Source organism: Gemmatimonadota bacterium, from assembly GCA_009841265.1.
Classification (GTDB): domain Bacteria; phylum JAAXHH01; class JAAXHH01; order JAAXHH01; family JAAXHH01; genus JAAXHH01.
Window position 1 is genome coordinate 314224 of sequence record VXMB01000014.1, and the last position, 24921, is coordinate 339144.

Here is a 24921-nt window from a genome sequence, read left to right on the forward strand (position 1 = left end):
CGCTTCTCAAATCAATCACAGGGAGGAATACGCATGTCATCCAACGGAGCGTTTATCATCGACAAGAACCTGGGCGCGCGCCTGGATGAATCCCAGGCCGATCTGACCCGGGTGAATGCCGACGGCAAGGATGTGGTCCCGCCGACAGACGAACAGAAGTACCTGTTCGACAAGGACGGCTGGCTTTTGATCCCCGGGGTGCTTTCCGAAGCCGAATGTGCGGAGATGCGGGCGTTCTGCCTGCAGCTGCACCATGATCCGGAATCCATTCCCGAACGGGAGCGGTCGGCGCTCGGCGGTCCGCTGCAAAGCCTGACGGATCATCCGCGGGTGGTGGGGTTCATGAACGAATTCCTGGCCTATCCCGGCCTGTCCAACCAGATCTGCTACGGTTTCAGGCAGGAATCGGCCACTCTGTTCTACCGGGAAGCCGGCGACGGCGAGTTCGGGCCCCACAACGGGAACGGCATGCTGCGGCTCCCCGGCGACTCCCATCTCTACCACTGCATTCCCGGGAAGGCCAACTCCGCGCTGACCCGGGTGGTCTGGGAGTTGAACCCGGTGGAGGAGGGGAACGGCACGCTCCTGGTAACCGGCAGCCACAAGTCCGTCTTTCCCACGCCGTCCTCCATCCAGTCGCCGGACTCGCCGATCTGGGATACATATACCTGTCCGGCTGGATCGCTGATGTTCTTCACCGAGGCCCTGACGCACAGCGGAAGGCCGTGGGTCAGCGAGAAGTATCCGCGCGTCGCCATTTTCAGCTGCTACAACTCCGTAAACTCCAGGTGGCACAACTGGGATCCCCATCCGGAGCTGCTCGCCTCCATGCCGCCCCTGCGCCAGACGCTCTACCGCGGCGTCTACGCGGGGAACAATCTGGTGGGAGGCGTGATGCTATAGGACCGGCGGCCGATTCCGCAGGTAGTCTTCTTTCAGTACCTTGCCCAGACAGTGCAGGAGATAGTCGGCGTTCTCACGGTTGAAGACCAGGGGCGGCTTGATCTTCAGGACGTTGTGCAGAGGGCCGTCGGTACTGATCAGCACCCCGTGGTCCCGCATCCGGTTGGCCACGTACGAGGCCTGGGGGCCGCCCGGTTCCAGCGTGTCGCGGTCCAGCACGAGTTCCACGCCCACGTAGAGCCCCATGCCGCGGACGTCACCGATGATGGGGTGGTCCGGCTCCAGGGCGCGAAGCCCTTCCAGCAGGTAGCCGCCCACCTCCAGGGCATTGGCCTGGAGCCCTTCTTCCTCGATGATATCCAGCACCGCCAGGCCGATGGCGCAGGAGACGGGGTTCCCGCCGAAGGTATTGAAATACTCCATGCCGTTGTCGAAAGCGCCCGCGATCTCGGGGGTGGTAACCACCGCGCCCAGCGGGTGGCCGTTCCCGATCGGTTTTCCCAGGGTGACGATGTCCGGAACCGCGTCCTGGGTCTCGAATCCCCAGAAGTGCGAACCCACGCGTCCGAATCCCACCTGCACCTCGTCGGCGATACACACGCCGCCCGCTTCGCGCACCTGCCCAAATGCCTCTTTGAAATAGCCGTCCGGCAGCACGATCTGCCCGCCACAGCCGGGCAGGGACTCGGCGATGAAGGCGCTGATGCCGCGGTCCTGTTCCGCGAGCGAATCGATCCGTTCGCGTACGCGCTCCGCATATCGTGCGCCTGTTTCCGGCGAATAGCCCTTGTACGGACCGCGGTAGGGATCGGGCAGCGGCACCTTGTGGACATGAGGCGGCGCGCCTTCGCCACCCGGTCCGTCGAACTTGTACGGACTGATGTCGACCAGGGACGTCAGGTTGCCGTGGTAGGCCCCGTCGAGGATGAGCAGGTCCCTTCGTCCGGAATAGGCCCGCGCCAGGCGAAGAGCAAGGTCGTTGGCCTCGCTCCCGGAGTTCACGAAGAAACACACGCGGAGCGGTTCGGGCAGCTTCGCGCAGAGGCGTTCGGCGTAGTCCACGAGGTTGTCGTGCAGGTAACGGGTATTGGTGTTCAGCACCGCCATCTGCCGGTGGCTCGCGGCGACTACCCGGGGATGGCTGTGTCCCACGTGGGGCACGTTGTTCACGGCGTCGAGGAAAGCGCGGCCTTCCTCGTCGTACAGATACTGCATGTGGCCCCGGACGATCTTCAGGGGACGCCGGTAGGAGACGCTCAAGGACCTGCCGATGTGCGCGCGGCGGGACGACAGGACCTCCTGCCGCGTCCGCTGGTCCGGCGGGAACGCTCCGGGGGGCACGCCGAGCATGGCGTTCGGGTCCGGAGACAGGCTCCGCCAGACGTTCCGCTGGCTCGGTCCGCCGACGCCGGGGAAATCGCCCTGCTTGCCGAGCATGTCGCTGACAATCTGGAAGTGCAGGTGTGGCGGCCAGCCGCCGTTAACCGCCGGGTCCCCGAGCGTGGCGAATCGTTCCCCTTTCTCGATCCGCTTGCCCTCGAATAGTCCGGTGAGCGATTCGACGCTCAGATGCCCGTACAGCGTATAGAACGTCGGGGCCGAACCGGCCGTGCCGGTCGTGCCTTCCGGTTCCTCCGTGCCTTCCCGTTCTTCCGCGACATGTTCCAGAATGATGCAGGGGCCGTAGTCCAGCGGCTGCGTGTTGTTCCTGAAGCTGTGGACCTTCCCCTCCATTGGCGCGAAGACCGGCGATCCGGCGGGCAGGAAGATATCCATGCCCAGGTGGATGGTCCGGCGTTCCGGCATTTCGTCGGAATCCAGGGTAAACTGCCCGGCGGTGTAGACCTGGCGGGCTTCGTCGTAACGGCCGATCCCCGCCTCGGCCCCGGTTTCCTCCATGCGCCGGAAAACCTCCCTGGTAAGGTCGTCCACGCCGATGGAACCTCCCAGCAGGGCCCGGTCCGGGCTGCTCACGCTGAGGTCGAATACCAGGGCGGTGGAGAGGTCCACCGTGGGACCCATGACCGGCGCGAAGTCGCCGCGCTTCGATGAAAGGTACCCTTCGATGCCGGGCGTCTGCGGACACGGCGGCAGTCCGCAGGCGTCCCGGAAAAGGTATTCCGCGAAGGATGGGGGGACGTCCTCTAGTTTTTCGAGGAGGTCCCAGGCGTTCTTTTCGCTGACGGACAGGTAGGCGTTCTCCGGTTCGGCCACCTGCTGGTGGGCCGAGATGGCCACGCTCATACAGAGCCGCATAACGGCGCAGTGGTGGAGCAGTTTCAGTTCCAGGTCCGTCAACGGGTGCTCGGCGTGGTACCCGGCCACGACGCGGGCGGCCGCCGCAAGGGGTTCGGCCTTGCCGAGCATGACATAGGCGGCGGCCACGGCCGGTTCGAAAAGCGCGCAGGAATGCACCATGTCGCCGAAGTCGATCAGTCCGGCCACTTCCAGCTCGCTCGAAGCCGGGTCTTCGGGGCGGACCTGGCGAATCCGGCTGACCAGACTGACCAGGACATTCTGGTCGTTGGCGTCGTTGTGGATAAACTGACGCGGAAGGGTGTCGAGCCAGGGCCCGACGGCCTGTTCGTACGCTTCGCAGAAATCCATGACCATCTCGCGCCGGCCGGCGTCGGGGATCAGGCCGGCGTGCCGGCGCACGACGTCCGGTCCGTTGTCCATGTTCCAGATGAGTTCCGATTGCTTCTCCTCGTGGGAGAAACCGGCGAAAGCGCGGGTCAGCCGTCCGAGGAAGGCGCCGAGGTGGTTCAGCAGGCCGGGACTGTGCGGCCTGGCGTCGCAGAGGGGCCGTCCGTCGACGTAGGTCAGCATTCGTACCAGGTGATGGCGTCCGTCGTGACCATCGACCCGGGTGATGGCTTCGCTGTCCCCTGTGCGGCATACCCGCGGCCAGGCGGCTTCTTCGTAGTGCGCGGCCAGGTGTTCCAGGGCGGCATGCTGAAGGTCGAGGATGCCGTGCCGCTCGCCCGCGCCGGAGATCTTGAGGACGAACACCTTGCCGTCGCCGGCCGTCATCCGGAAGTTCTGATCGCGCTCACTCGGCAACGCGCGCAGCGCACCGGAAACGCCGTACAGGGAAAGGGCGAGTTCACCGGCCTCTTCAGGACTGAAACGGGGCCGATTCTCGGAGATGGCGGACAGAGGGGGCCTGCTACCGGGTATAGTCATCGTCGTTGTTCCCGCGCCAGTCGGGGAGATAGCCCTCCGTACGTCCGTAACCATAGGAGGGCCCGATCTGGTTGGCGGATTTCCAGGGCCACGCCTGGCCGCCGATGAGGTGGAATTCATCGCCTGTGCCGCAGAGCCAGTAGAACATGTGGGCCACGTAACGGGCGGACCCGTGCCCCCCGTAGTCGGCGTGCCTGAAGTCGAAATCCGGTTCGACGATCCAGTCCCGCGCGGGAGGCACCGTGCGCCAGTAGCTGTACTTCAGCATGTGCCGCAGGCCGGTTGCCGTGGACGCGCCGCGGCGATGGAGGATGCTTTGCGAATGCAGGCCGATGGTGCCGGCGGGACCCGAACACAAGACGCCGTTCTCCTCCTGCGTCCGCCTGGTCGTGCGGATGTGGGAGCCGGGCGTGACTTCGGTGGGTCCCATCTCATCGGGGGTGTCCTGGGGGAAATAGAACACCTCGACGAAATGGACCTCCGGTCCGAAGAGGTGATCGGCGTCATGATGCCACCCCTGGGGACCTTCAGGGCATGCCACCCGGTGGTCGCTGACCAGTACCGGCAGTCCCACGTGACGGCCGAGGAGCGAGCGAAGCGCACCCGCCAGCACGGGGTTGAGCAGGACGTGCTCGATGAACCAGTCTTCGAGCAGGATCGAACTCGGTTCATGGGAATTCCGGATCCGGACCAGGTCGTCTTCAGTTATACCCTCGGGCATGTAGCACGGATTGGCGGGGATCTTCCCGTTCAGGTAATCGCGCGTCCGCCGGTTGATCTCGTCGGGCACGACGCCTTCGAAATGCAGGTATCCGTCCCTGCAGAAGCGCAGCACCTCCGAATCCGTGAGCGTGGGCTCGCAGTCGAAAGTCCGCCGGGATGCGTCGTACTGCATGTTTTATTCCTTGATTATGGGTCTGCGCGGCGTCAATTTCCAGTAGAAACCTGCCTTGAGACAACAGTAAAATATGCAGTGCGATCTGACGGCGGGACAAGGGTTTTCCGACCGGGCACATGCATTGCGGCCATCGCGAAAGGGTTAGAAGCCATGGGTATCTATGAAGACATCGGCGTGCGTCCGGTCATAAACGCCATCGGCACGGCTACGCGTTTCGGGGGCGCCCTTCTGGACCCGGAAATCATGGAGACCATGCGCGTGGCTTCCCGGGAGTTCTGTATCCTGGACGAACTGCATGAGAAAGCCGGGGAGAAGGTCGCCCGAATGCTCGGCGTGGAAGCGGCTTACGTCACCGCCAGTGCCGCGTGCGGCCTGGTCATCACCACGGCGTCCTGCATGACCGGGACCGACCCGGAGCGGATTCGCCAGCTTCCGGACACGACCGGGATGCGTGACGAAGTGGTCGTCCAGAAAACGCACCGGATCGCCTACGACCAGGCCATCCGGCTGACCGGCGCGAAGCTGATCGAGCTGGACGACTCGGACGGTCCGCCCGTAGAGGCCATGCGGGCGGCCATCGGCGACGGCATACGCACGGCGGCGGTCTTCTACCTGGGCAAGAACTTCAATGACGACAACGCCGTCCCCCTGGAACAGGCCGTGGCCATGGCGCATGCCGTGGACGTGCCCGTAATCGTAGACGCCGCCTCGGAATGTCCGCCGGTGTCCACGCTGACCCGGTTCACGGAAGCCGGCGCCGACCTGGTCATATTCAGCGGCGGCAAGAGTCTCCAGGGTCCCCAGTCGACCGGCCTCATCATCGGGCGAAAGGACCTGATCAGCGCCTGCGCGGTGAACGGGACGCCCTTCGCCACGGTCGGCCGGCCGATGAAGGTCAGCCGGGAGGAGATCTTCGCGTTCATCAAGGCCCTCGAGATCTATCTGAACCGGGACCACGCGGCGGATGCGGCGGCCTGGGAAGAAAAGGTACGCTACATCGAAGGGGAACTGGACGACATACCCCACGTTACCCTTGGCCGGCTCGATCCGGAAGAGACCTACGCCGTGCCCCAGCTCAGGGTCTCCATCGGCCCGGAAGCCGGTCTGACCGGGGATGACGCGGTGCGGGCTTTGCTCGACGGCCACCCCAGGATCATCGTGCAGGAAAGGGGCGAGGAGGGTTTCTCCATCAATCCCCATAACCTGCAGGACGGCCAGGAGCGGATCGTGGCGGATCGGTGCCGGGAGGTGCTTACGGGCGGGTAGCGGTCTGGTAGGGACCCCGTGCGTCCAGGCCCGGCCGAACCGTGTAAAAGCGTTTTGTCCAAGACCCACCCCCGGCCGGAAAACATCTTGTCGAACTTTAGTAACAAAACTATTTTCAACATGATACTATTTCAACATGATCGTCCTTTGAGAAGATTCGAATCATAGCCTTGATCGGACAACCGGGTTGATAAGTTATGCTAACCGCGGTGTATTACTGCCTCACACTACCACCTCGCGAAGGAGGCCTCCGATGACGCAGCATGTCATTGGGAAGACCCTGAATTTTCTCGTTGTTGTGTTTGGCGTGCTCGTGCTCTACGGCGTCTTAACCGATGTTTGCCCGGCGCACGCGCAAACTCAGGTATCCTGTCCACTCCCCGAAGGCGTTGCTCCTCCGCCGGACCCGGCTGTGACGGCCCAACAGGTGGAAGACGGCAGCGCCAGCCTGAGGGATTTCACGCTGGCCGCCAGAGAACGGCTGAACCTGGAAATAGGAGCAGGCCAATACCTGTACAATTTATGTCTCATCAGGCAGGAAGGGGGCCTTACCGTTCCGGCTCCACCTACCTCGTACAACTGACGCTCGACCGCAGGGTTTACGTTCACGCGAAGCAAATGGCCTTGTCGGGACGGCGCATCAAAGCCTCGATCTATACTGCGATCCTGACTGCGCTGGGCGTCACGCCAGCCGATCTGGCCAAACTGCAATCGACCGATCCCGCCATCCGAGTTCCCGCATTAGCCGCCCTCAACAACCTCTTGTCGCAAGAACCGGACGGCGCATTCGATGGGACCAGGTTCGGTGCACCTGGCGCCTCCGGCCATGCCGGCAGCTACTTTTCGGAGCATCTTGGCGTCCCGACCTTGCTACTCGCGGGATTCGACCTGAACGAAACGCACCTGGACGAAGAAGTCATCGATTACGGCGACCCGGCCATTACCGCCAGGGAGGTGGTGGACCGGGAAACCCTGAAAGCTTTCGTCGGGGAAGCAGGGGAGTATTATCTCAACCTCTTCCAGACCGAGGGTCGCGCCTCATCCACGAGATCCAGGGTGGCCCTGCGGGATCCGAACGGGCCCTGGCGACACGGCTCCGTATACCTCTACGTCCTGGACCTCACCAGCAACACGATCCTGGTTCATGGAGCGTTTCCGGACCGATTCGAGCTTCGGCCCCTGGTAGCGACCGTGCGGGACGTCGTGACCGGAGAACTCATTCTGCCTCAGGTCATCGAAGCGGCGAAAAGCAACCCGGAAGGCGGTTTCGTGGAGTATTACTTCGACGATCCCTCTGACGACACCGACAGTGCCGACGTCCCCAAGGTGGGATACGCCCGTAGGTTCACAGGTGAACTCCCGAGGCCAGACGGAAGCGTCCTCCCGATCGATGTCATCATCGGGTCGGGGTTTTATGGACGCGCGCCCGAGATTGTCGCACCCTGTCCACTCCCCGCCGACGTGAGTCTTCCCGAGGACCCGGCAGTGACGGCGCAACAGGTGGAAGACGGCAGCGCAAGCCTGAGAGACTTCACGCTGGCCGCCAGAGAGCGGTTGAATGTGGAAATAGGAGACGGCGTGTACCTGTACAATCTGTGTCTCATCAGGCAGGAAGGAGGGCCTTACCGTTCCGGCTCCACCTACCTCGTGCAACTGACGCCCGACCGCAGGGTGTATGTTCACGCGAAGCAAATGGCCTTGTCGGGACGGCGCATCAAAGCCTCGATCTATACCGCGATCCTGACAGCGCTGGGCGTCACCCCTGCCGATCTGGCCAAGCTGCAATCTACCGATCCCGCCATCCGGGGCCCCGCATACGCCGCATTCATAAACCTCTTGTCGCAGGAACCGGATGGCCCATTCGATGGAACCCGCTTTGGTGAGCCCGGCGCCTCAGGCCATGTCGGCAGCTACTACTCGGAGCATCTTGGCGTCCCGGTCTTGCTGCTCGCAGGATTCGACCTGAACGAAACGCACCTGGATGAAGAAGTCATCGATTACGGCGACCCGGCCATTACCGCCAGTGAGGTGGTGGACCGGGAAACCCTGAAGGCTTTCGTCGGGGAAGCGGGGAAGTACTTTCTCAATCTCTTCCAGGCCGAAGGTCGAGCCTCTTCCACGAAATCCAGGGTTGCCCTGCGGGATCCGAACGGACCCTGGAGGCATGGTTCCGTGTACCTCTACGTACTGGACCTCAACAGCAACACGATCCTGGTTCATGGCGCTTTTCCGGACCGGTTCGAGCTTCGGCCCCTGGTAGCGACCGTGCGGGACGTCGTGACCGGAAAACTCATTCTTCCGCAGGTCATCGAAGCGGCGAAAAGCAACCCGGAAGGCGGTTTCGTGGAGTATTACTTCGACGACCCCGGCGACGACACCGACAGCGCAGACATCCCCAAGGTGGGATACGCCCGCCAGTTCAAAGATGAATTTCCGAGGCCGGACGGAAGCGTCCTTCCGATAGACGTCATCATTGGATCGGGTTTTTATGGTCGTGCACCCGATGAGCCGCTGGAGGTCGCCCTGACGGTATCTCCCACCACGCTGACGGAGGATGGCGGAGTCCAGACGGTGACGGTGACGGCCACGCAGTCCAGCGCGCCGATTCAGGTATCGTCGGTGATCGACCTTTCTCTGTCCGGCACGGCCACCGCCGACGATTACAGCGTCACGGGAGATCTGGTTATCACGATACCGGCCGGGGCAACGGAGGGGTCGACGGAACTGACCTTCACGGTCGTGGACGACACGGTATACGAGTCCGGGGGCGAGACGATTGTCGTTACCGCCCGGAGCGGGGATGTGGACCTCGATTCCGCCACGATCTCGGTGACCGATTCCTATGACGCTCCCGCGACGATTGGTACCCCGCCGGTGGTAACGCTGGAGGCAGGAGACGACGAGACGGTCGACGCGGGTCCGCTGTTCAGCGGTACGGATCTGAGCTATTCGGCGTCCTCGGCGGACAACGGCGTCGTCGAAGCGGTCATGTCGGGCGCCGCGCTGACGGTAACGGGGGTGCGCAAAGGCGGCGCCACGGTCACCGTCTCGGCCCGTAACGCGGCGGGCGAGGCGAGTCTGGCCGTCAGCGTGACCGTCACGGCCGTCGCGGCGGAACGGGAGGCTTACACGAACATCCTGGCGGCCATGGGACGGAGCATGCTGTCCGGCGTCTCCGCCACCATAGGCGGCAGGTTTGCCGCGGGCGGAGGACGGGAGATCACCGTGGGTGGCCGCAGGATCAACGGACTCGCATCGGGCATCACCGCGCTGGCCGGATTGACCGGTCACGGCCGGCAGACCGCGTCGAAGGAAATGGCCTTGCTCCAGGGCGCGGAACGCCGCCGTGGAGCGAGCGGCGACTACCTGCTGGGGACGAGTTCGTTCTCCTACGCGCTGGAAGATCAGACCGGCAGCGGCGGGCTCAGGTGGTCCGTCTGGGGCGCGGGCGACCTGCAGAACTTCCAGGGTGAACCCGGGGCGGACGAGAGTTTCGACGGAAACCTCAAAACGGCGTATCTCGGGTTTGACGTGGCCACGGGGCGCAGTTGGCTGGCTGGCATCGCCCTTACGCGTACGATGGGCCAGTCCGATTACGACGTTACCGTGACAAGCGGCAGCCTGGAATCGAGTCTTAACGCGGTGCTGCCGTACTTGCGCTGGACCTGCCCCACCGGTTTCACGGAAGTGTGGTCGATCGTGGGACTCGGCACCGGCGAAGCCGAGGTGGAGGATGGCACGAGCGACCTGTCCATGCGCATGGGCATGCTGGGCGCACGATCCCGGCTGGTCGCCGCGGACGGTCTGGGGCTCGACCTGGTGGGCGACGCAGGCTTGCTCCGCCTTTCCACCTCCGACAGTGAATCGGCCGCGCTGAGCGACATTGCGACCGGCGTGCAGCGGATACGCGTCGGCCTGGAAGGGTCGCGTACGACCGCCCTCGCAGGTGGAACCACTGTAACGCCCTACGCGCAGGTGGCCGGACGCTACGACGGTGGCGACGGCCAGACCGGACAGGGCCTGGAGGTCTCCGGCGGACTCCGCCTGACTGGCGGTCGCGTCGGCCTTAATGCCCGGGGCCGTTTCCTGGCGGTCCATACGGCCGAGGGATACCGCGAGAACGGCGTTTCCCTCATCGCCTATCTGAGGCCGAAGGCTGACGGCCAGGGTTTTTCGATGTCCGTGGCCCCGCGCATAGGGGCCGGAACTACAGACTCCGGCATGATGTGGCGCGAACGGCCCCTGGACGCCTCCACTCTGCGCGGCGACAGCCGCGCCCGTTCCATGCGGGCCGAGGTGGGATACGGCCTCGCTTCGTCGCCCACGGGCGTGCTCTTCACCCCCTTCGGCGACCTGTACCTCGAAGGGGATGAACGCCGTCAGTTGCGGCTGGGCGCCCGCATAGGCGCCGCGGACCTCGGTTCGCGCACTGGATCCCTGGAGCTTTCCGGCGCGCGGATCGACCGTCGCGGCGCATCCGACCATCGCATCGGCCTCGTTGCACGCATGAGCTTCTGATCATGGTTTCCGGAGCCGCGTCGGGCGATAATCGCTTCGCGTTCTGTGAATTTGTCTTACGAGTAAGTATTCAAAGTATAGAGTTTAAACGCTTGACGAGCAGCGAAGCGAGAGATACGTTTACGTCCACACCCGAGTCCATTGGTTTTTGAATTTCGAAGGGGTTGATTCAAGGTTTCGGCGGAAGGGCAGGTTTTAGGCTAAATGACTGAAGACAAAACCTGGATCGTACCCGATCCCCTAGCATCGTGTGAAGTCCGCCTGGACGACGAGACCGTAACCGTGCTGCGCAGGCACGGGAATCCGCAAGGTCCGCGCCTCGTCCTGAGTCACGGCAACGGACTCGCCATAGACCTTTACTATCCCTTCTGGTCTCTCCTCATCGAAGACTACGATCTGATCCTGTATGACCAGCGGAACCACGGCTGGAATACCGTCGGAGATCAGCAGAAGCACGATGTGCCGACGTTGATCCACGACCAGCGCCTGATCCTCGAGGCCATCGACGATCAATACGGGCAAAAGCCGAAAGTCGGCGTCTACCACTCCGTTTCGGCATTGATCACATTGCTGACCATCTCCACCTTCAAGGATCTGATTTCGTCGGGCCCGGCGGTTGATTTCGCCGGTCTGGTCCTCTTCGATCCGCCCCTCTGCAAGCCTGGAGTCAGCCAGGTCGAATTCGACGCGGCCGCGGAACAGGTCGCCGCTGCCACGAGACGCCGCGGGCATCTGTTCCAGACGGAAGAGGACTTCGTGGAGCTACTCAGCTACTCGCCCGGTTTCGTCCGCGTCGTCCCCGGGGTGCGCGAACTCATGGCGAAGACGACGCTGCGGCGGACCGATAGCGGGGACGGTTTCGAACTGCGCTGTCCGCGGGAATACGAGGCCCAGATCATCGATTATTCGAGAAGTTATTCTGTGCTTGTGGATTTTGACGAACTCGAATGTCCGACGAAAGTCATCGGGGCGGACCCCACCCTTCCCTATTCCTACCTGCCGACCATGGACCTGCGCGACATGGTGACGGTCGACTACGACTTCCTGCCCGAGACGACGCATTTCTTTCCGCTGGAACAACCGGAAGAATGCGTAACACTGCTCCGGGAATTCCTCGAAAACAATAGCCTGGCGCATTCGGCCTGAGACGTCCGGATCGTGTCAATCGGTAGGATCTGCCGTCGTCGTGGCCTTGACGCGAACGGTGACGATATCCGTGTCGTGGTACTGTTGGTGGCGGACAGAAGACGCGAGGTGCCGCAGGAGCCGGAGAGAGACTTCCTGTTCGATAGAAGTTTCGTCGGTATCGTCGGGTAACGTGGCGAGCCTGTCCTGGATGTTCTCGCCTTTCGGTGTGACGACAAACTCCAGTACCGCCCCGCCTTCTTCCCTGGATACTACGAGCCGCAGATTACTCCCTTTTCGTTGTCCGGGCACTCCGGGCTTATCGGGCTCTTTTTGCCGGATGAGCGTCAGCAGGGTTTCTTCGGCGACGGCGTCGAGGCGTCCGGCCATGGCCGCGTCCCAGCCGGACCGGGAGGCGAAGTCCCCGAGGAACGATCGGATTTCAGTCAGGGCGGATGTGTCCAGTGCCGTCTCCATCCGGTAGCGTCGGTGTCCGGTGGCACTGAGCGCCAGGTTGAGGAGAATAGCCACCAGGCCCCCCGCGGTCATGCCGTTCCGGAACAGGCCCCCCGCGAACTGCGAGACGAACTCCGGGTAGATCAGTTCAAACTGCAGGCTGAATCCCACCAGGAAAGCGGCGCCCACGATGAAGCCTTTGTTCTTGTCGAGGCCGTCCTGGATGACGATCTTGAGACCCACGATAAAAAGCATCGCCAACAGCACGATGAAGTATGCCGCGAAGACCGGATCCGGAATCGCCAGGACCAGGGCGAACACCTTGGGCAGGAACACGAGCACTACGAAAGCGGCGCCGGTGAAAAGGCCCACGGTCCGGGCGGCTACGCCGGTGAGTTCGATAAGCGGTACGCTGGTCGTGTAAGTCGTGCCCGGCACGGTCCCTGCGAGTCCGGAGAGGAAAGATCCCACGCCGTCGACGGTCATGGCGCCCTGAATCGATCTGAAATCGACCGCCCTGGTCTGTCGCCATGATATACGCTGGATGGCGACGCAACTGCTGATCGTACGGAGCGAGACGACCACCGCCACCAGCAGAAAGCCGGGAAGCAGCACCCAGAAATCGCCCCCGAAACCCACGTCGAACCCCGGCCAGAGGAATGCGGGCAGGTTGATCCAGTCCGCCTCCGCGATTCTATCCACGTCGAACAGACCGAAGTAACTGCCGACTACGGAGCCGGCGGCCACGCCGATGATCGGCGCCCAGAGCCGCAACTTCGCTGAACCCTTGAGCGTTAAGCCGGAAATGACGGCCACGGTGGCCGCGGCGCTGAGGACGGCGCCGAGCGACAATTGCCCATCCGGCGTCGACGACAACATATCGCCCATCACAGGCATCACCGTGACGGGAATCAACATGATCACGGTACCCGCGACCGTGGGCGTGAGGATGCGCTGAAACAGCGAAAGCCGCCACGAAAGGGCGATCGGAACCAGGGAGGACACGACGACGAGCACGGCGAGCAGGGCCGGTCCGCCGGCCGCCAATGTCTCGATGCAGATCGATATGTACGCCGCCGACGTGCCCATGACCAGGAGATGGCCCGAACCGATCCTGCCGAAGCGAAGGACCTGCAACATCGTGGTCGCGCCGCAGATCGCGACCGAGGCGAATACGGCCCACGCGACGGTGTCCTCCGTCTGTCCGGCGGCCCGCATGACGATCATCGGGATGATCATGACCGCGGCGATGTTCAACAAGGCCAACTGCAGTCCCAGGCCGAGTGAGAGCATCGTCGGAGGCGGTTCATCCGGTTGAAACCGCAAGCCCGAACGGACGACGGATCCATCAGAACTCATAAGGACGATTCTCCCGGTTGCCGCCTGCGAGTTTTCTATACGATTTCTAAAAAGTTCATTTGATTTAGTAACGGCAGAACGTTATACTATGCAAGCAATCCAAATTACAGGTTGATTAACCCCCCAATTGGAAAGGAAGACATCCATGGCTACGACCGCTGATCGTATCAGGAAGCTCATTGAGGACAACCTGGAAGTCGACGGGCAACCCATCGCACTGCCGGACGATCTCAACATCAGCCTTACTGAGGCCGGCGTTTCCTCCGTGGACATTCTTGCGTTCGCGAAGGTTGTCGCCGAGGAGTTCAATATGGAATTCTCCCCTCAGGACTGCGTGGACGTCAAGACGGTGCAGGAACTCGTCAGCCGGCTGGACGCCGCTGCCTGAGCATTCCTTACGACGGTCGCGCGTTACAACCGTCATGCGTTTCGACTTGTCGCACGGTATACCAGCCCGTCTGTGAGAGCGTCCGAGCTTTCGCAGACGGGTTTCGTGTGTTGGTGCAGTCGGTGGCCGTTGGCTCTTAATGGATCCAGTAGCTCATGCGCTGGAACGGATAACCGGGCAGGGCTCGTCTTCGACGGGATTCACCCGCGAACAGTCCGTCCGGTGATACCGGCAAACCGATTTCGTAAGCCGTCTTCACCGCATGCAGGAATCCGTCTCCTTCCTCTCCGTCGTTTTCATCTGCAATATAAGCGAGGCCGCCGAACAAGGTGGGAGCCGCGGCGGCTTCATCCGCCGGCTTCTCCGGCCATGCTCCGGTGATACTCGAAGCAAACCTCGATTCCGGGCCGATCTCGATCAGCGTATCCACGGCAAGATCGGCCAGGCTTCGCGCCGAAGCGCCCGATCCCTGGCTCGATCCCTGGCCGGCGAGCGATCCCTCGCCTTCGACTGTCCGATGGATCCAGCGGTCCAGGTCCGCCATCTTCGGCGGCCCCACCCTTTCTCCCGTGGCGCCGCTGACGATCGTGAGTGACGGCGTCGATACGGATATCCCATCCAGCCTGATCTTCGATGCTTCTGCGGCTGCCGATACATCGCGCCCCATATCCATGGCCCTGGCGATCTCACCGCGCGCCAGTGCGATGCGGAGTCCCTCGTCGAGCGTGAACGCTCCGGCAGCCTGTGCGGCGGCGATCTCCCCGACGTTGCGGCCACAGACTGCCGAGGGCCGTACACCCAGGCTGGACCACAGGGCGGTGATCGCGCACTGAAGCGCATAGGCCGCCGGATCCGTCCAGGCCGGATCGTCGATCGGATGCTCCGCCCCTTCCCCGTCGAACAGGGGATCAAGCAGGGAGGCCTCCGTTTCGCCGCGGTACAGCGCTTCACAGTGATCCAGGACGCCTCGTACCACGGGTTCCGAATCATACAGGCGCTTGCCGGTATCCCGCCATCTGTCGTCCCAACCATCATATGCGAACGCCACCTTCGGCGCGGCCTCGGCCACATTGATCGAGTTCGACTCGACGGAATCTGAACGGGCCTCATTCGACGCGAGTTCCTCCAGTCCTTCGCGGAGCGTTGCGACACTGCGAAACACCACGCCGTTCCGGCAACTGAAGTGGCTTCTACCCTCGCTCGCGGTCCACGCCATATCCGACAGGAACTCCTCTTCCGATTCCGCGTTCGAGCCGTCCTCGAAAACCCGATCCAGCCAGGACAGGTAACTTGCGGCAAGTGCCCTGAGTGCCGCCGGGTTCTTGCCCGAAAGCGGCAGGAGGCGGCTCGTCCGCGCCCCGGGACGCACATTGTCCCGTTGCGGTTCCGGGACACCCGGTGGCAGTTTCACCGCGACGGTCTGCCGGTCGCCGGTCGCTTCGATCACCGTTTCCGCCGATTGCGCGCCATCGTCGCGCGTCCCATAGCCTTCGACCACCACGTGGGCGTTCGCCCCGGATATGCCGAAGGCGCTGACCGCCGCGCGATGCGGCCGTTCGGGACAGGCCGGCCAGTCCACGGCTTCCGAGGTCACCCGCACGGGAAGGCGGTCCCATTCCACGTTCGGGTTTGGCTTCTCGAAATGAAGTTGTTTCGGGATGCGCCTGTGGCGAATCGCCATGACCACCTTGATCAGTCCGGCGAGGCCGGCAGCAGACTCGAGATGGCCGATATTGGTCTTCACCGACCCCACCAGAAGCGGCCGGTCCGGCTCGCGTCCCCTGCCGTAAACCGCGGCGGCCGCCTGCACCTCGATCGGGTCGCCCAGCGCCGAACCGGCGCCGTGGGCCTCCAGATAGTCCACTTCCGCGGGATCGACGCCCGCCTGCGCCAGCGCGTCCTCGATCACCCGTTCCTGCGCCGGACCATTGGGCACCGTGGGCCCCGCGGTCGCACCGTTCTGGTTGACCGCCGAACCCCGGATGACGCCCCAGATGCGGTCGCCGTCCGCCTGGGCCGCGCTCAATCGTTTCAACACGACCACGGCGCAGCCTTCGCCTCTAACGAAACCGTCTGCTTTGGCGTCGAAGGCGTAGCAACGACCTTTATTGGACAGCATGCCCAGGTAGGCCATTTCCGACGTGATATCGGGGGACAGCACCGTATTTACCGCTCCTGCCAGAGCCATATCCACTTCTCCGAGACGGAGGCTGGCCACAGCGTGGTGCACAGCAAACAGGGCCGACGCACAATTCAGTTCCAGAGGTACCGAGGGACCTTCCAGGCCCAACAAGAAGGAAATCCGGCTTACTGTCAGGCTCCTGGCCGTACCCAGGAAATTGACGCCGCCTCCCCGGTTCTTCATCAAATCACGATACTCGCTGGAAGATATACCCGTGTACACCCCCGTACGCGAACCTCGGAGCCTGTCCGGATTGATTCCCGCGTCATCGATCGCGTGCCAACTCGTCTCCAGCAGGAGCCGCTGCTGGGGGTCCATGCTGCGCGCTTCCAGTGGCGATACCCTGAAGAACCTCGCATCGAACTGGTCTATGTCGTCTATGAACCCTGCGCGACGCCAACCTTCGTCGCCCTGGTCCGGCCGATCCGGCGATACACTCGCCAGTCCGGTGTCGGGACGCACGTCCGTGACGGCATCCGTACCTTCTTCCAGCATGCTCCAGAAGGCATTCAGGTCCGGCGCGCCGGGAAAACGGCACGCCATGCCGATAATGGCAATGCCTTCGTTTTCGGACCGAGCCACGGCGCCGCTTGCGGGCCCGGTGGGCGCTTCCGGGACAGCAGAGGCACCGCTCTCTTGCCCTGTGGGCGCTTCCGGGGGCGCGATGGCAAAGCGGCCGGATCCGGCAGGCGCTTCCGAACCCGCGGCTTCGTTTCCACTGCCACTGCCGGATCCAGGATCACCGCTTTCCAATTCCGCGTCGCCGATCTCGTCCATCAGGTGGGTGGCGAGAGACGAGATATCCGGATAGTCGAAAACCAGGGTATTGGGCGCCGTGTAGCTGCCCGCAAGGGCGCGGTTCAACCGGTTCCTCAGTTCGACCGCCATCAGTGAATCCATGCCGAGGTCGAAAAACCCCACGGTAGGCGCGGGGGTGGACGACAACCGAAGCACCGACTGCACTTCCCCTTGCAGAAAGGAAACCAACACGTTCTCCCGCTCCGCGGAAGGTGTGTTCCGCAGGCGGGTCAGGACGTCGTCCGAGGAGGATTCCGGCGCCTCTTCCGCCGCCTCCTGGGCAGCCGTGAGCAGGTCCTCGAGCAAGGGCGGCCGGCTTTCCGCCGCTTCTTCGAATACGGACCAGTCCATCGCCATGACCACGGAATGGGTTCCATCCTGCCGGACCAGCCGGTCCAGCGCCCTCAGGCCCTGCTGCGGGGTAAACCAGCGGCCGCCGAGGGCCGCGCGCTGGCTTTCGATCCGTTCTTTCTGCTCCGCTGCTTCGCCGATCTCCGACCAGGCGCCCCAGGCGATGGCCTGGCCCGGAAGCCCCAGCGCCCGTCGGTGGCCGGCCAACTGGTCCAGGAACGCATTGGCCATGGCGTGGTTCGCCTGGCCCGGGTTGCCCATGACGCCGACCCGGCTCGAGAAGAGCACGAACAGATCCAGGTCCCGGTCCCGGGTTGCCTGGTGCAGATGCCAGGCGCCCAGAATCTTGGGCCGCAACACGGTCTCGAAGTTCTCCCAGCGCTGGTTCCCCAGCGCGCCGTCCGACAGCACGCCTACGCTGTGGATCACCCCGCCCAGGGGAGGCAGTTCCCGGTCCATGCGCTCGAGCATCGCGTCCACCGCGTCCAGGTCCGTCACGTCCGCCAGTTCCACCTGTATCGCCACACCCCGCTCCCGGAGTTCCTGGATGGCTTCTTCGGCTTCCGCGTCCGGCTGGCGGCGGCCGTTCAGCACGATCGTGCCGGCGCCGCGGTCCGCGAGCCAGCCGGCCACCGCGCAACCGATGCCGCCCAGCCCTCCCGTCACCAGGTAGGTGCGGTCCTTCCTCAATCTGCCTGTGACCAGCGGGGGCGGCGTAACGACGATCTTTCCGAGATGGCGGGCGGACCGCATGAAAGACAGGGCGGCGCCCGCTTCGGCCAGGGGCCAGCGGCTGTGGATGATGGGTTTGAGTTCTCCCGAAACCAGGCGCTCCATGATACCTCTGAGGACGCGGCCGACCCAGGCAGGGTCCGTCTTCTTAAGTACATCCAACTCCAGGATGTCGTATGCCACGTCGGGACGCAGCGCGGCCATCTCGTCCCCGGTCAGGATGTCGCGCCGGGCCATCTCCACGAAACGGCCATCGGGCTTGAGGCAGGACAGGCTGGCGTCGATGAACCCCTCGCCCGTCAGGCTGTTCAGGACCACGTCCACCCCTTCGCCATCCGTGGCTTCGAGGATCTCCGGTCCGAACGCCGTCGTGCGGCTGTCGTAAATGTGCTCCACGCCCAGCGAACGGAGATAGGCCTGTTTCGGGGCGCTTGCCGTGGCATGGACCTCGGCCCCCGCGGCCTGAACCAGCTGGATGGCCGCCAGTCCCACTCCGCCGGCACCGGCGTGAATGAGCACTTTTTCTCCCGCCTCGAGTCCCGAGTATTCGAAGGAAAGCGCGGCGGATACGAAGGCGCTGGGCACCGTGGCGAGTCCGGAGACGGAGAAGCCCTCCGGTGCGGGCGCCACGAGATCCCCATGGGTGATCATGAGCGGCGCGAAGGCGCCGAAGCCCAGACCCACCACGTGATCTCCCACCGAGACGGACGATACTTCGTCGCCCACCTCGGTAATCACGCCGCACATCTCCCGTCCCAGGAGACCCTCTTCGATGAAGCCGAGGGACCGGAATACATCCCAGAAATTGAGCCCGGCCGCCTCGACGGCGACCCGGACTTCCCGTGGTTCGAGCGGGCGCGGCGGGAGCGGTTGTACGAAGGGTTGGTCGAAGACGCCCGCCGGGTCGGGCGCCAGCACCCAGTCCCGGTCTTCCGGAAAGTCCAGGCGGTCGGATCCGTCTCCCATGCGAACCAGCCGTGCCACCATGCGGCCTTCCCGCCGGTAGACGATGTGGTTCTCCTCGTCCGGGTACATGAGTTCATTGACGAGATCGGGACCCGGCGCCAGTTCCGCGGGGTCCAGATCCAGCATCCGTGGTTGCAGATGCGGCGCTTCGCGGGCCACCCCCTTGCCGAATCCCCACAGGGCGGCACCCGCCAGTTCACCGCCGAGCTCCCGTTCCAGTACCTGGGACCCGCGGGTGATGAACCAGACGCCCCTGGCCGGAGTCGAATCGGTGTCGATCAGTCCCTGCACGAGGGCGAGGGCACAGGCTCCGGCACGCTGCACTTCCGCGGCCAGTTCTAGCGTGGCGGCCTGCGTACCGGGGCCATCCAGGCCGGCCAGATGTGCAATGCCGCTGAAGGGTACGTCCTGCGGCAGGCTTTCGATCAGCGACCGCCATGATTCGCGTTGCCCCCATTCCGCGGTGGTTCTGACGATACCCGGACCGGTTGCGGCAGGCAGTTCGTCCGCTGCTTCGCCGTCCCGCACCAGGTAGACCGTCTGGTTCCGCGCCGCCAGCGCGGACGCGAGTTCCGCTGCCCGTCCCGCCCGGTCCTCGGTGAGGATCCACGCGCCGGCAGGCTCGGACACCTTCGCCGGGCCCTGGGACACAATCACGCCTTTGTCCAGGATCGTGGACGCGTCCGATGTATCCGGCCTGCCTGGTCCGTCTGGTGCGCCTGTTCCGTCCGGTCCGTCGGGTCCCAGCACTTCCGCTTCCGCGAATCCCGCGTCGCCAAGAGCCTGCTTCCATACGTCGGGGCCTGCCAGCGCGTGGTGGGGCCGGTAATCGTCGGCGAAACGCCACCAGCCGTCGAGCTGTCCGAAGATCAGGTCCATCCAACCCAGTCCGCTGAGGTTCTCGAGGGCGATCAGATGACCGGACGGCGCGAGCAGATCCCTGCAGTGACCGAGGGTCTCTGTCAGGTACCGTGTCGCGTGCAGTACGTTCGACGCGATCAGCAGGTCGTAACCGTGCGGCTCGAATCCCTGCTCGATCGGGTCCTTTTCGATATCCAGCGGGCGATAGTCGATGGCTCCGCCACGGTCGCCGAACCGGGCTTCCGCCTCGGAGAAGAAGCCCGCGGAAATATCGGTGTAGGTATATATGAATCGGCCCTCCGGAAGCTCGGGCAAGACGGACGCGGTCGCGGACCCCGTGCCGGCCCCGACTTCGATCACCCTGAGGCGCCGTCCGTCCGGCAGTGTGGACACGAGGGCCTGCACCGCCTCCGTGAGCATCCTGTTCGCAGCCCGCGCGACGGGCGCTTTCAGATAAAGATCGCCCGCCGTCGGTTCTCCACTGCTGAACAGGAGGGTCAGGGGGTCCTCTTTTCCGCGAAGCACTTCCGCCAGGGCGAGGCCGGACCGCAGGAACAGCCCGATCTCGATCTGGCCCTGGTCATACCTGTCCTTCATCCAGTCGGCGAAGGCCTCGAGGTCGGCGGGCATGTGTTCAGGGAGCGGATCCTCCGGACCCACAACCACGCGGAATCCATCGTCCCGCTCCTCCATTACGCCGGATCTGGCGAGCATCTCGAAAAGCCGGCGAAAGAGGCGGGTGTGTTCCGGCAGGACGCCCAGCGCCTGCCTGAGATCATCGGGATCGACCACCGCGCCTTTCTCACGCTGCCATCCCAGTTCCTCCAGCGACGCGAGTGCGCGGGACCGCGACCATCGTTCCAGGTCCGCCAGCAGGGCGTTCCGGTTCTCCGGATCCACGCCGGCGTCCGTCAGGTAGCCCGTAAACGACTGTGCGTTGCCCGCGACTTCCGAAGGACTCGGGAAGAAGTCCGCCGCTTCGATTCCGGGGGCCAGGGGGCGCTCGCGCCATACGACCTCGTACAGCAGGTCATTCACGCCTTCGACTGCCGCCAACAGGGCCGCCCGGGTCGCCCGTTTCACCGTGTATCCACTCAGGCGGCCGACCAGGGCGCCGTTCGGATCGTAAATCCTCATCTCGCCGCTCAGTACTTCCGGCGTCTCGTCCGGGTTCGCCTCGGCGCCGCGCGAGGATTCGCCAAGCAGCACGTGACAGACCACCCGGTCCGGCAGCGGTCCCGCCAGCCACATCCGCTCCCAGCCGAAGGGCAGGTAGGTCGCGCCGCCTTCGGTCTCCGCCACGTTCCGCGCAACGCCCATGACCTGGAAGCATCCGTCGAGGACGAGGGGATGCACGTCAAGCCCATCCCTGTCGTGGGGTTCCGTAATAGAGACCTCCGCTACCGCCTCGCCGGGCCGGGACCATGCGTTACCGAGCGTGCGGAAGCTGGGACCGAGATCGACCCCCGTACTCGCCCGGTGGCGGTAGTAGCCCGCGACGTCCACGGGCGAAAGTCCGTCTTTCAGCGCTTCCAGGTCGACCTGCCCGTCAACCTTGCCAGCCTGGTCAGCCTGACCGGACTGGCCGCCTGTACCGTCTCCCGGATCGGGGGCGCCCGATGCGATGCGCCCTTCGACATGGACCGTCCATTCTTCTTCATTCCCCTTGCTGTAGATCTGCATGCCTCTGGATGAATCCGGTTTCGCCGTATCGATCACGACCTGAATCCGTCGTCCGTTCTCGGCCCCTTCCTCGTCTTCGAAGACCATCGCGTTGTGTAACTGCATGTCTTCCAAAACCATCGGACCGCTTCCCTCAAGCATCGATACGGCACAGGCCATGGAACCGTACAGGGCGCCCGGAGCCAGGACGCGGTTGAAAACGCGGTGGTCGTTCAGCCAGGATGGATCCGCGGGGAAGATCTCCGTTTCGAACGTGATCTCGCCGCGAGCGGACTCGTGACGGTCTCCCAGCAGGGGATGGCCGGCGCCGCTCCGACGTTGCTTCGGCGCTTCGACCCAGTGTCGCTGGCGCTGGAAAGGATAACCCGGCAGGGCAATTCTCCGCCTGGATTCCCCGGCGAAGAGTCCCTCGAATCGTATCGGCTGTCCGGCTTCGTATACCGACGCTACCGCCTGAAGGAGACTGCCTTTTTCCGTCTCAGGGGTATCGCTGGAGGGTCTGCTGAGACTGGGGACGATCGCGGGCGCTGGGGTCTGCGGAGTTTCCGGCCAGGACGAGACCGTCATGGGTGCCAGGATCGCGTGCGGACCGATCTCGACGACCAGGTCCACGCCGAGTGCGGCCAGCGTGCCGACACTCTGTGCGAAAGCCACGGGTTCCCGCGCGTGCCGTTTCCAGTAGGCCCCGTCAAATGCGTGTTCCGGCGCCACCGCCTGCCCGGTGAGATTGCTGACGACAGCGATCGAGGGAGCATTGACGGTCACGCCATCCAATGACGCTTCCAGCGCGTCCAGGGCCGGTTCCACCAGCGCGCTGTGGAAGGCCCTGGTGGTGTTCAGCCGTCTTGCACGGATCCCCGCCGACTCGAAGTGCCTCATGACGGCTTCGACGCCCGGGACCGTTCCGCTTACCACCTGGTGCGACCCGTTGTCCGCCGAGATATTGCACCCGATTCCGCCGGTCGCTTCGATATCGCCGGCCGTTTCGTTCAGCCCTTCCAGTTCCGATGCGACCCGTTCCGCGGGCGCAAAAACCGCGGCCATGGCGCCTTCTTCGGTACCGGACAACAAGGTGCCCCGCGTGGCGGCGAACCGCATCCCGTCTTCAAGGCTGAACACCCCCGCGGCATGCGCCGCGGCCAGTTCGCCGACGCTGTGGCCCATGACCACGGCCGGCCGAACGCCAACGCTCGACCAGAGGGCCGTCAGCGCACATTCCAACGCGAAAAGCGCCGGTTGCTCCCAGGCCGTGTCGTTCAGCGGTCCTTCCGCTTCGTTACGGCCGAACATCACGTCCAGCAGCGAGGTCCCGCGGACCTCCTGGAACACCGCTTCACAGCGGTCCAGTACTGCACGGGCTACGGGCTCCTGTTCGTAAAGCGCCTGGCCCATGCCGACCCACTGGCTGCCCTGCCCGGTGTAGACAAACGCGACCTTCGCCGGTTTCAGGGCGTGCTCGATCGGGCCGGCTTCGGTCAGTTCGGTGAGCCGTTTCCGCAGTGAACCGATATCGTGGAAGGCAATGCCTGCCCGGTGATCGAAATGGCTTCTTCCCACGCCCGACGTCCACGCCATATCCGAAAGGGATCCTTCCAGGCCGGCCTCGCCGTCGCCGGAGTGCGATGCTTCGGTCCGCTCGGTCTGCTGGTCAAGCCAGGAAAGGTATCGGCCGGCCAGTTCGCGTAACGCGTCGTCCGATTTGCCCGACAGTGGTAGCAATCGGGTCTTGCGCGGTTCCGGGTCATCGGACGGCACAGGCGCGCCAGCCATCGATTCTGGCAATGAAGCGGCCACGGCGACCGGCGATCCGGCGACCGGCGATCCGGCGACCTCGCGGCCGCTGTCCCCTGCTTCATCCGGCGCGCGGTACTCCTCCACCACGATGTGTGCGTTGGTTCCGGAAATGCCGAAGGAGTTCACGCCCGCCATGCGCGTGCGCCCGTTCGTACGCGGCCAGTCCGTCATTTCCGTGGTAATCCTTATGGGTAGGTTATCCCAATCGATACCGGGGTTCGGGTCGTGGAAGTGGAGATGCTTCGGGATCACCCCGTGCTTCACCACCATGGCGGCCTTGATCAGTCCGGCCACGCCCGCGGCCGACTCCAGGTGGCCGAGATTGGTTTTAACGGAACCCGTCAGCAGCGGATGATCGGCGTCGCGTCCCCGGCAGTAGACTTCGGACACGGCGTCGATCTCAATCGGATCGCCCACGGTCGTACCGGTCCCGTGCGCCTCCAGGTATTCCACGTCCGTTGGTGATATCTGCGCCTGGTCCAGCGCGTCTTCGATCACCCGGATGAGTGCGGGCGTATGGGGGACGGTCAGGCCCGTACTGGCTCCGCCGTGGTTTATGGCCGAACCGCGGATGACGCCCCAGATCCGGTCGCCGTCGGCCTCCGCCTCGCTCAGCCGTTTCAGGACCACCACGCCGCAGCCTTCGCCCCGTACGTAGCCGTTCGCCGACGCGTCGAAGGTCTTGCACTGTCCATCCGGTGACAGCATCATGGAATCGGCGCGCAATTCGTAAATACGGGGATTCAGGAGCGCCTGCACGCCGCCCGCAAGGGCAAGGTCGGCCTTGCCGTGCTGCAGGTCCGATACCGCGTCATGGATTGACACCAGCGATGACGCGCAGGCGGCGTCCACCGCCTTTACGGGACCCATCAGGCCTAGTACGAAGGCGACCCTGCCGCAGGTGCCGTTGAGGTTCGTGCCGCTCAGCGCGTAGAGACAGGAGGCCGCGTCGGAGGGCCGGGTGGATTCCAGGACCAGCATGCGGTACTCGTCGTTGCTGATCCCGGTGTAGACCCCGGTACGGCTGCCTTTCAGACTGTCCGGGTCGATTCCCGCGTCTTCCAGCGCCTGCCAGCTCGTTTCCAGTGTCATCCGTTGCTGCGGGTCCAGCAACTGCGCTTCGACCGGTGAAATCCGGAAGAAGGACTCGTCGAACTGGTCTATGTCGTCCACGAAGGCGCCGTACCGGCAGCCGTCGCTGATTACCGCGCCTTCCGGGAAGAGCGTGCCGATGCGCCCGGTACCTGATCCGGGCACCCCCTCGGTCACCGCGTTCCCACCCGCTTCAAGCAGGCGCCAGAATGAATCCAGGTCCGGTGCGCCGGGGAACCGGCAGGCCATGCCGATGATCGCGATCGACTGTTCGTGCACGGCGTTCCCCTTCGTCCTTTCCCCGGATCGACCGGCCGCTTTCTCGCTCGCCCGTGGTGATGTTTCAATCGACATGATCGTCCC

Annotated in this window: 10 protein-coding genes; 6 read left to right on the forward strand and 4 right to left on the reverse strand. The window is 64.1% G+C overall.

Annotated elements, in window-relative coordinates:
• Positions 1-33: 33 nt before the first annotated feature.
• Positions 34-903, forward strand: coding sequence for a phytanoyl-CoA dioxygenase family protein (locus F4X08_14015; protein ID MYD26913.1), 870 nt, complete (start codon positions 34-36; stop codon positions 901-903).
• Here the strand turns inward: F4X08_14015 and F4X08_14020 are convergent.
• Entirely contained in the window at positions 898-4209 is a 3312-nt protein-coding gene (locus F4X08_14020) for an aminotransferase class III-fold pyridoxal phosphate-dependent enzyme (protein ID MYD26914.1), read from the reverse strand. The two genes, F4X08_14015 and F4X08_14020, sit on opposite strands and share 6 nt — an antisense overlap.
• Positions 4073-4984, reverse strand: a complete 912-nt coding sequence (locus F4X08_14025) for a phytanoyl-CoA dioxygenase family protein (protein ID MYD26915.1) — start codon at positions 4982-4984, stop codon at positions 4073-4075. Before F4X08_14025 ends, F4X08_14020 begins: the two co-directional genes overlap by 137 nt.
• Between F4X08_14025 and F4X08_14030 the strand changes: the two genes are divergently transcribed.
• From F4X08_14030 to F4X08_14045, 4 genes are all read left to right on the forward strand, one after another.
• Positions 4892-6253, forward strand: coding sequence for an aminotransferase class V-fold PLP-dependent enzyme (locus F4X08_14030; protein MYD26916.1), 1362 nt, complete (start codon positions 4892-4894; stop codon positions 6251-6253). The genes F4X08_14025 and F4X08_14030 overlap by 93 nt on opposite strands.
• A 253-nt stretch (positions 6254-6506) precedes the next feature.
• Positions 6507-6836 (forward strand): hypothetical protein, encoded by a 330-nt coding sequence (locus F4X08_14035; GenBank protein MYD26917.1) that lies wholly within the window; start codon positions 6507-6509, stop codon positions 6834-6836.
• Positions 6837-6871: 35 nt separating this feature from the next.
• Positions 6872-10771 (forward strand): hypothetical protein, encoded by a 3900-nt coding sequence (locus F4X08_14040; protein MYD26918.1) that lies wholly within the window; start codon positions 6872-6874, stop codon positions 10769-10771.
• 204 nt (positions 10772-10975) lie between these two features.
• Positions 10976-11917, forward strand: a complete 942-nt coding sequence (locus tag F4X08_14045) for an alpha/beta hydrolase (protein ID MYD26919.1) — start codon at positions 10976-10978, stop codon at positions 11915-11917.
• 15 nt (positions 11918-11932) lie between these two features.
• Here the strand turns inward: F4X08_14045 and F4X08_14050 are convergent, their stop codons facing one another.
• Positions 11933-13711: a hypothetical protein gene (locus tag F4X08_14050; protein MYD26920.1), complete on the reverse strand. Its 1779-nt coding sequence runs from the start codon at positions 13709-13711 to the stop codon at positions 11933-11935.
• A 145-nt stretch (positions 13712-13856) separates the two neighbouring features.
• On the opposite strand from F4X08_14050, the gene F4X08_14055 reads away from it, so the two are divergent.
• Positions 13857-14099 (forward strand): acyl carrier protein, encoded by a 243-nt coding sequence (locus F4X08_14055; protein MYD26921.1) that lies wholly within the window; start codon positions 13857-13859, stop codon positions 14097-14099.
• Positions 14100-14235: 136 nt separating this feature from the next.
• On the opposite strand, the gene F4X08_14060 is transcribed toward F4X08_14055, so the two are convergent.
• Positions 14236-24912 carry an SDR family NAD(P)-dependent oxidoreductase gene (locus F4X08_14060; GenBank protein ID MYD26922.1) on the reverse strand — a complete coding sequence of 3559 codons (10677 nt, stop codon included), beginning with the start codon at positions 24910-24912 and terminating at the stop codon, positions 14236-14238.
• Between the last annotated feature and the right edge of the window lie 9 nt (positions 24913-24921).

Coding starts and splice junctions, on each gene's coding strand:
- F4X08_14045 (MYD26919.1), top strand. CDS start 10,976: ATGACTGAAGACAAAACCTGGATCGTACCCGATCCCCTAGCATCGTGT.
- F4X08_14050 (MYD26920.1), bottom strand. CDS start 13,711: ATGAGTTCTGATGGATCCGTCGTCCGTTCGGGCTTGCGGTTTCAACCG.
- F4X08_14020 (MYD26914.1), bottom strand. CDS start 4,209: ATGAATTCCACCTCATCGGCGGCCAGGCGTGGCCCTGGAAATCCGCCA.
- F4X08_14060 (MYD26922.1), bottom strand. CDS start 24,912: ATGTCGATTGAAACATCACCACGGGCGAGCGAGAAAGCGGCCGGTCGA.
- F4X08_14030 (MYD26916.1), top strand. CDS start 4,892: ATGCAGGTATCCGTCCCTGCAGAAGCGCAGCACCTCCGAATCCGTGAG.
- F4X08_14025 (MYD26915.1), bottom strand. CDS start 4,984: ATGCAGTACGACGCATCCCGGCGGACTTTCGACTGCGAGCCCACGCTC.
- F4X08_14035 (MYD26917.1), top strand. CDS start 6,507: ATGACGCAGCATGTCATTGGGAAGACCCTGAATTTTCTCGTTGTTGTG.
- F4X08_14015 (MYD26913.1), top strand. CDS start 34: ATGTCATCCAACGGAGCGTTTATCATCGACAAGAACCTGGGCGCGCGC.
- F4X08_14055 (MYD26921.1), top strand. CDS start 13,857: ATGGCTACGACCGCTGATCGTATCAGGAAGCTCATTGAGGACAACCTG.
- F4X08_14040 (MYD26918.1), top strand. CDS start 6,872: ATGGCCTTGTCGGGACGGCGCATCAAAGCCTCGATCTATACTGCGATC.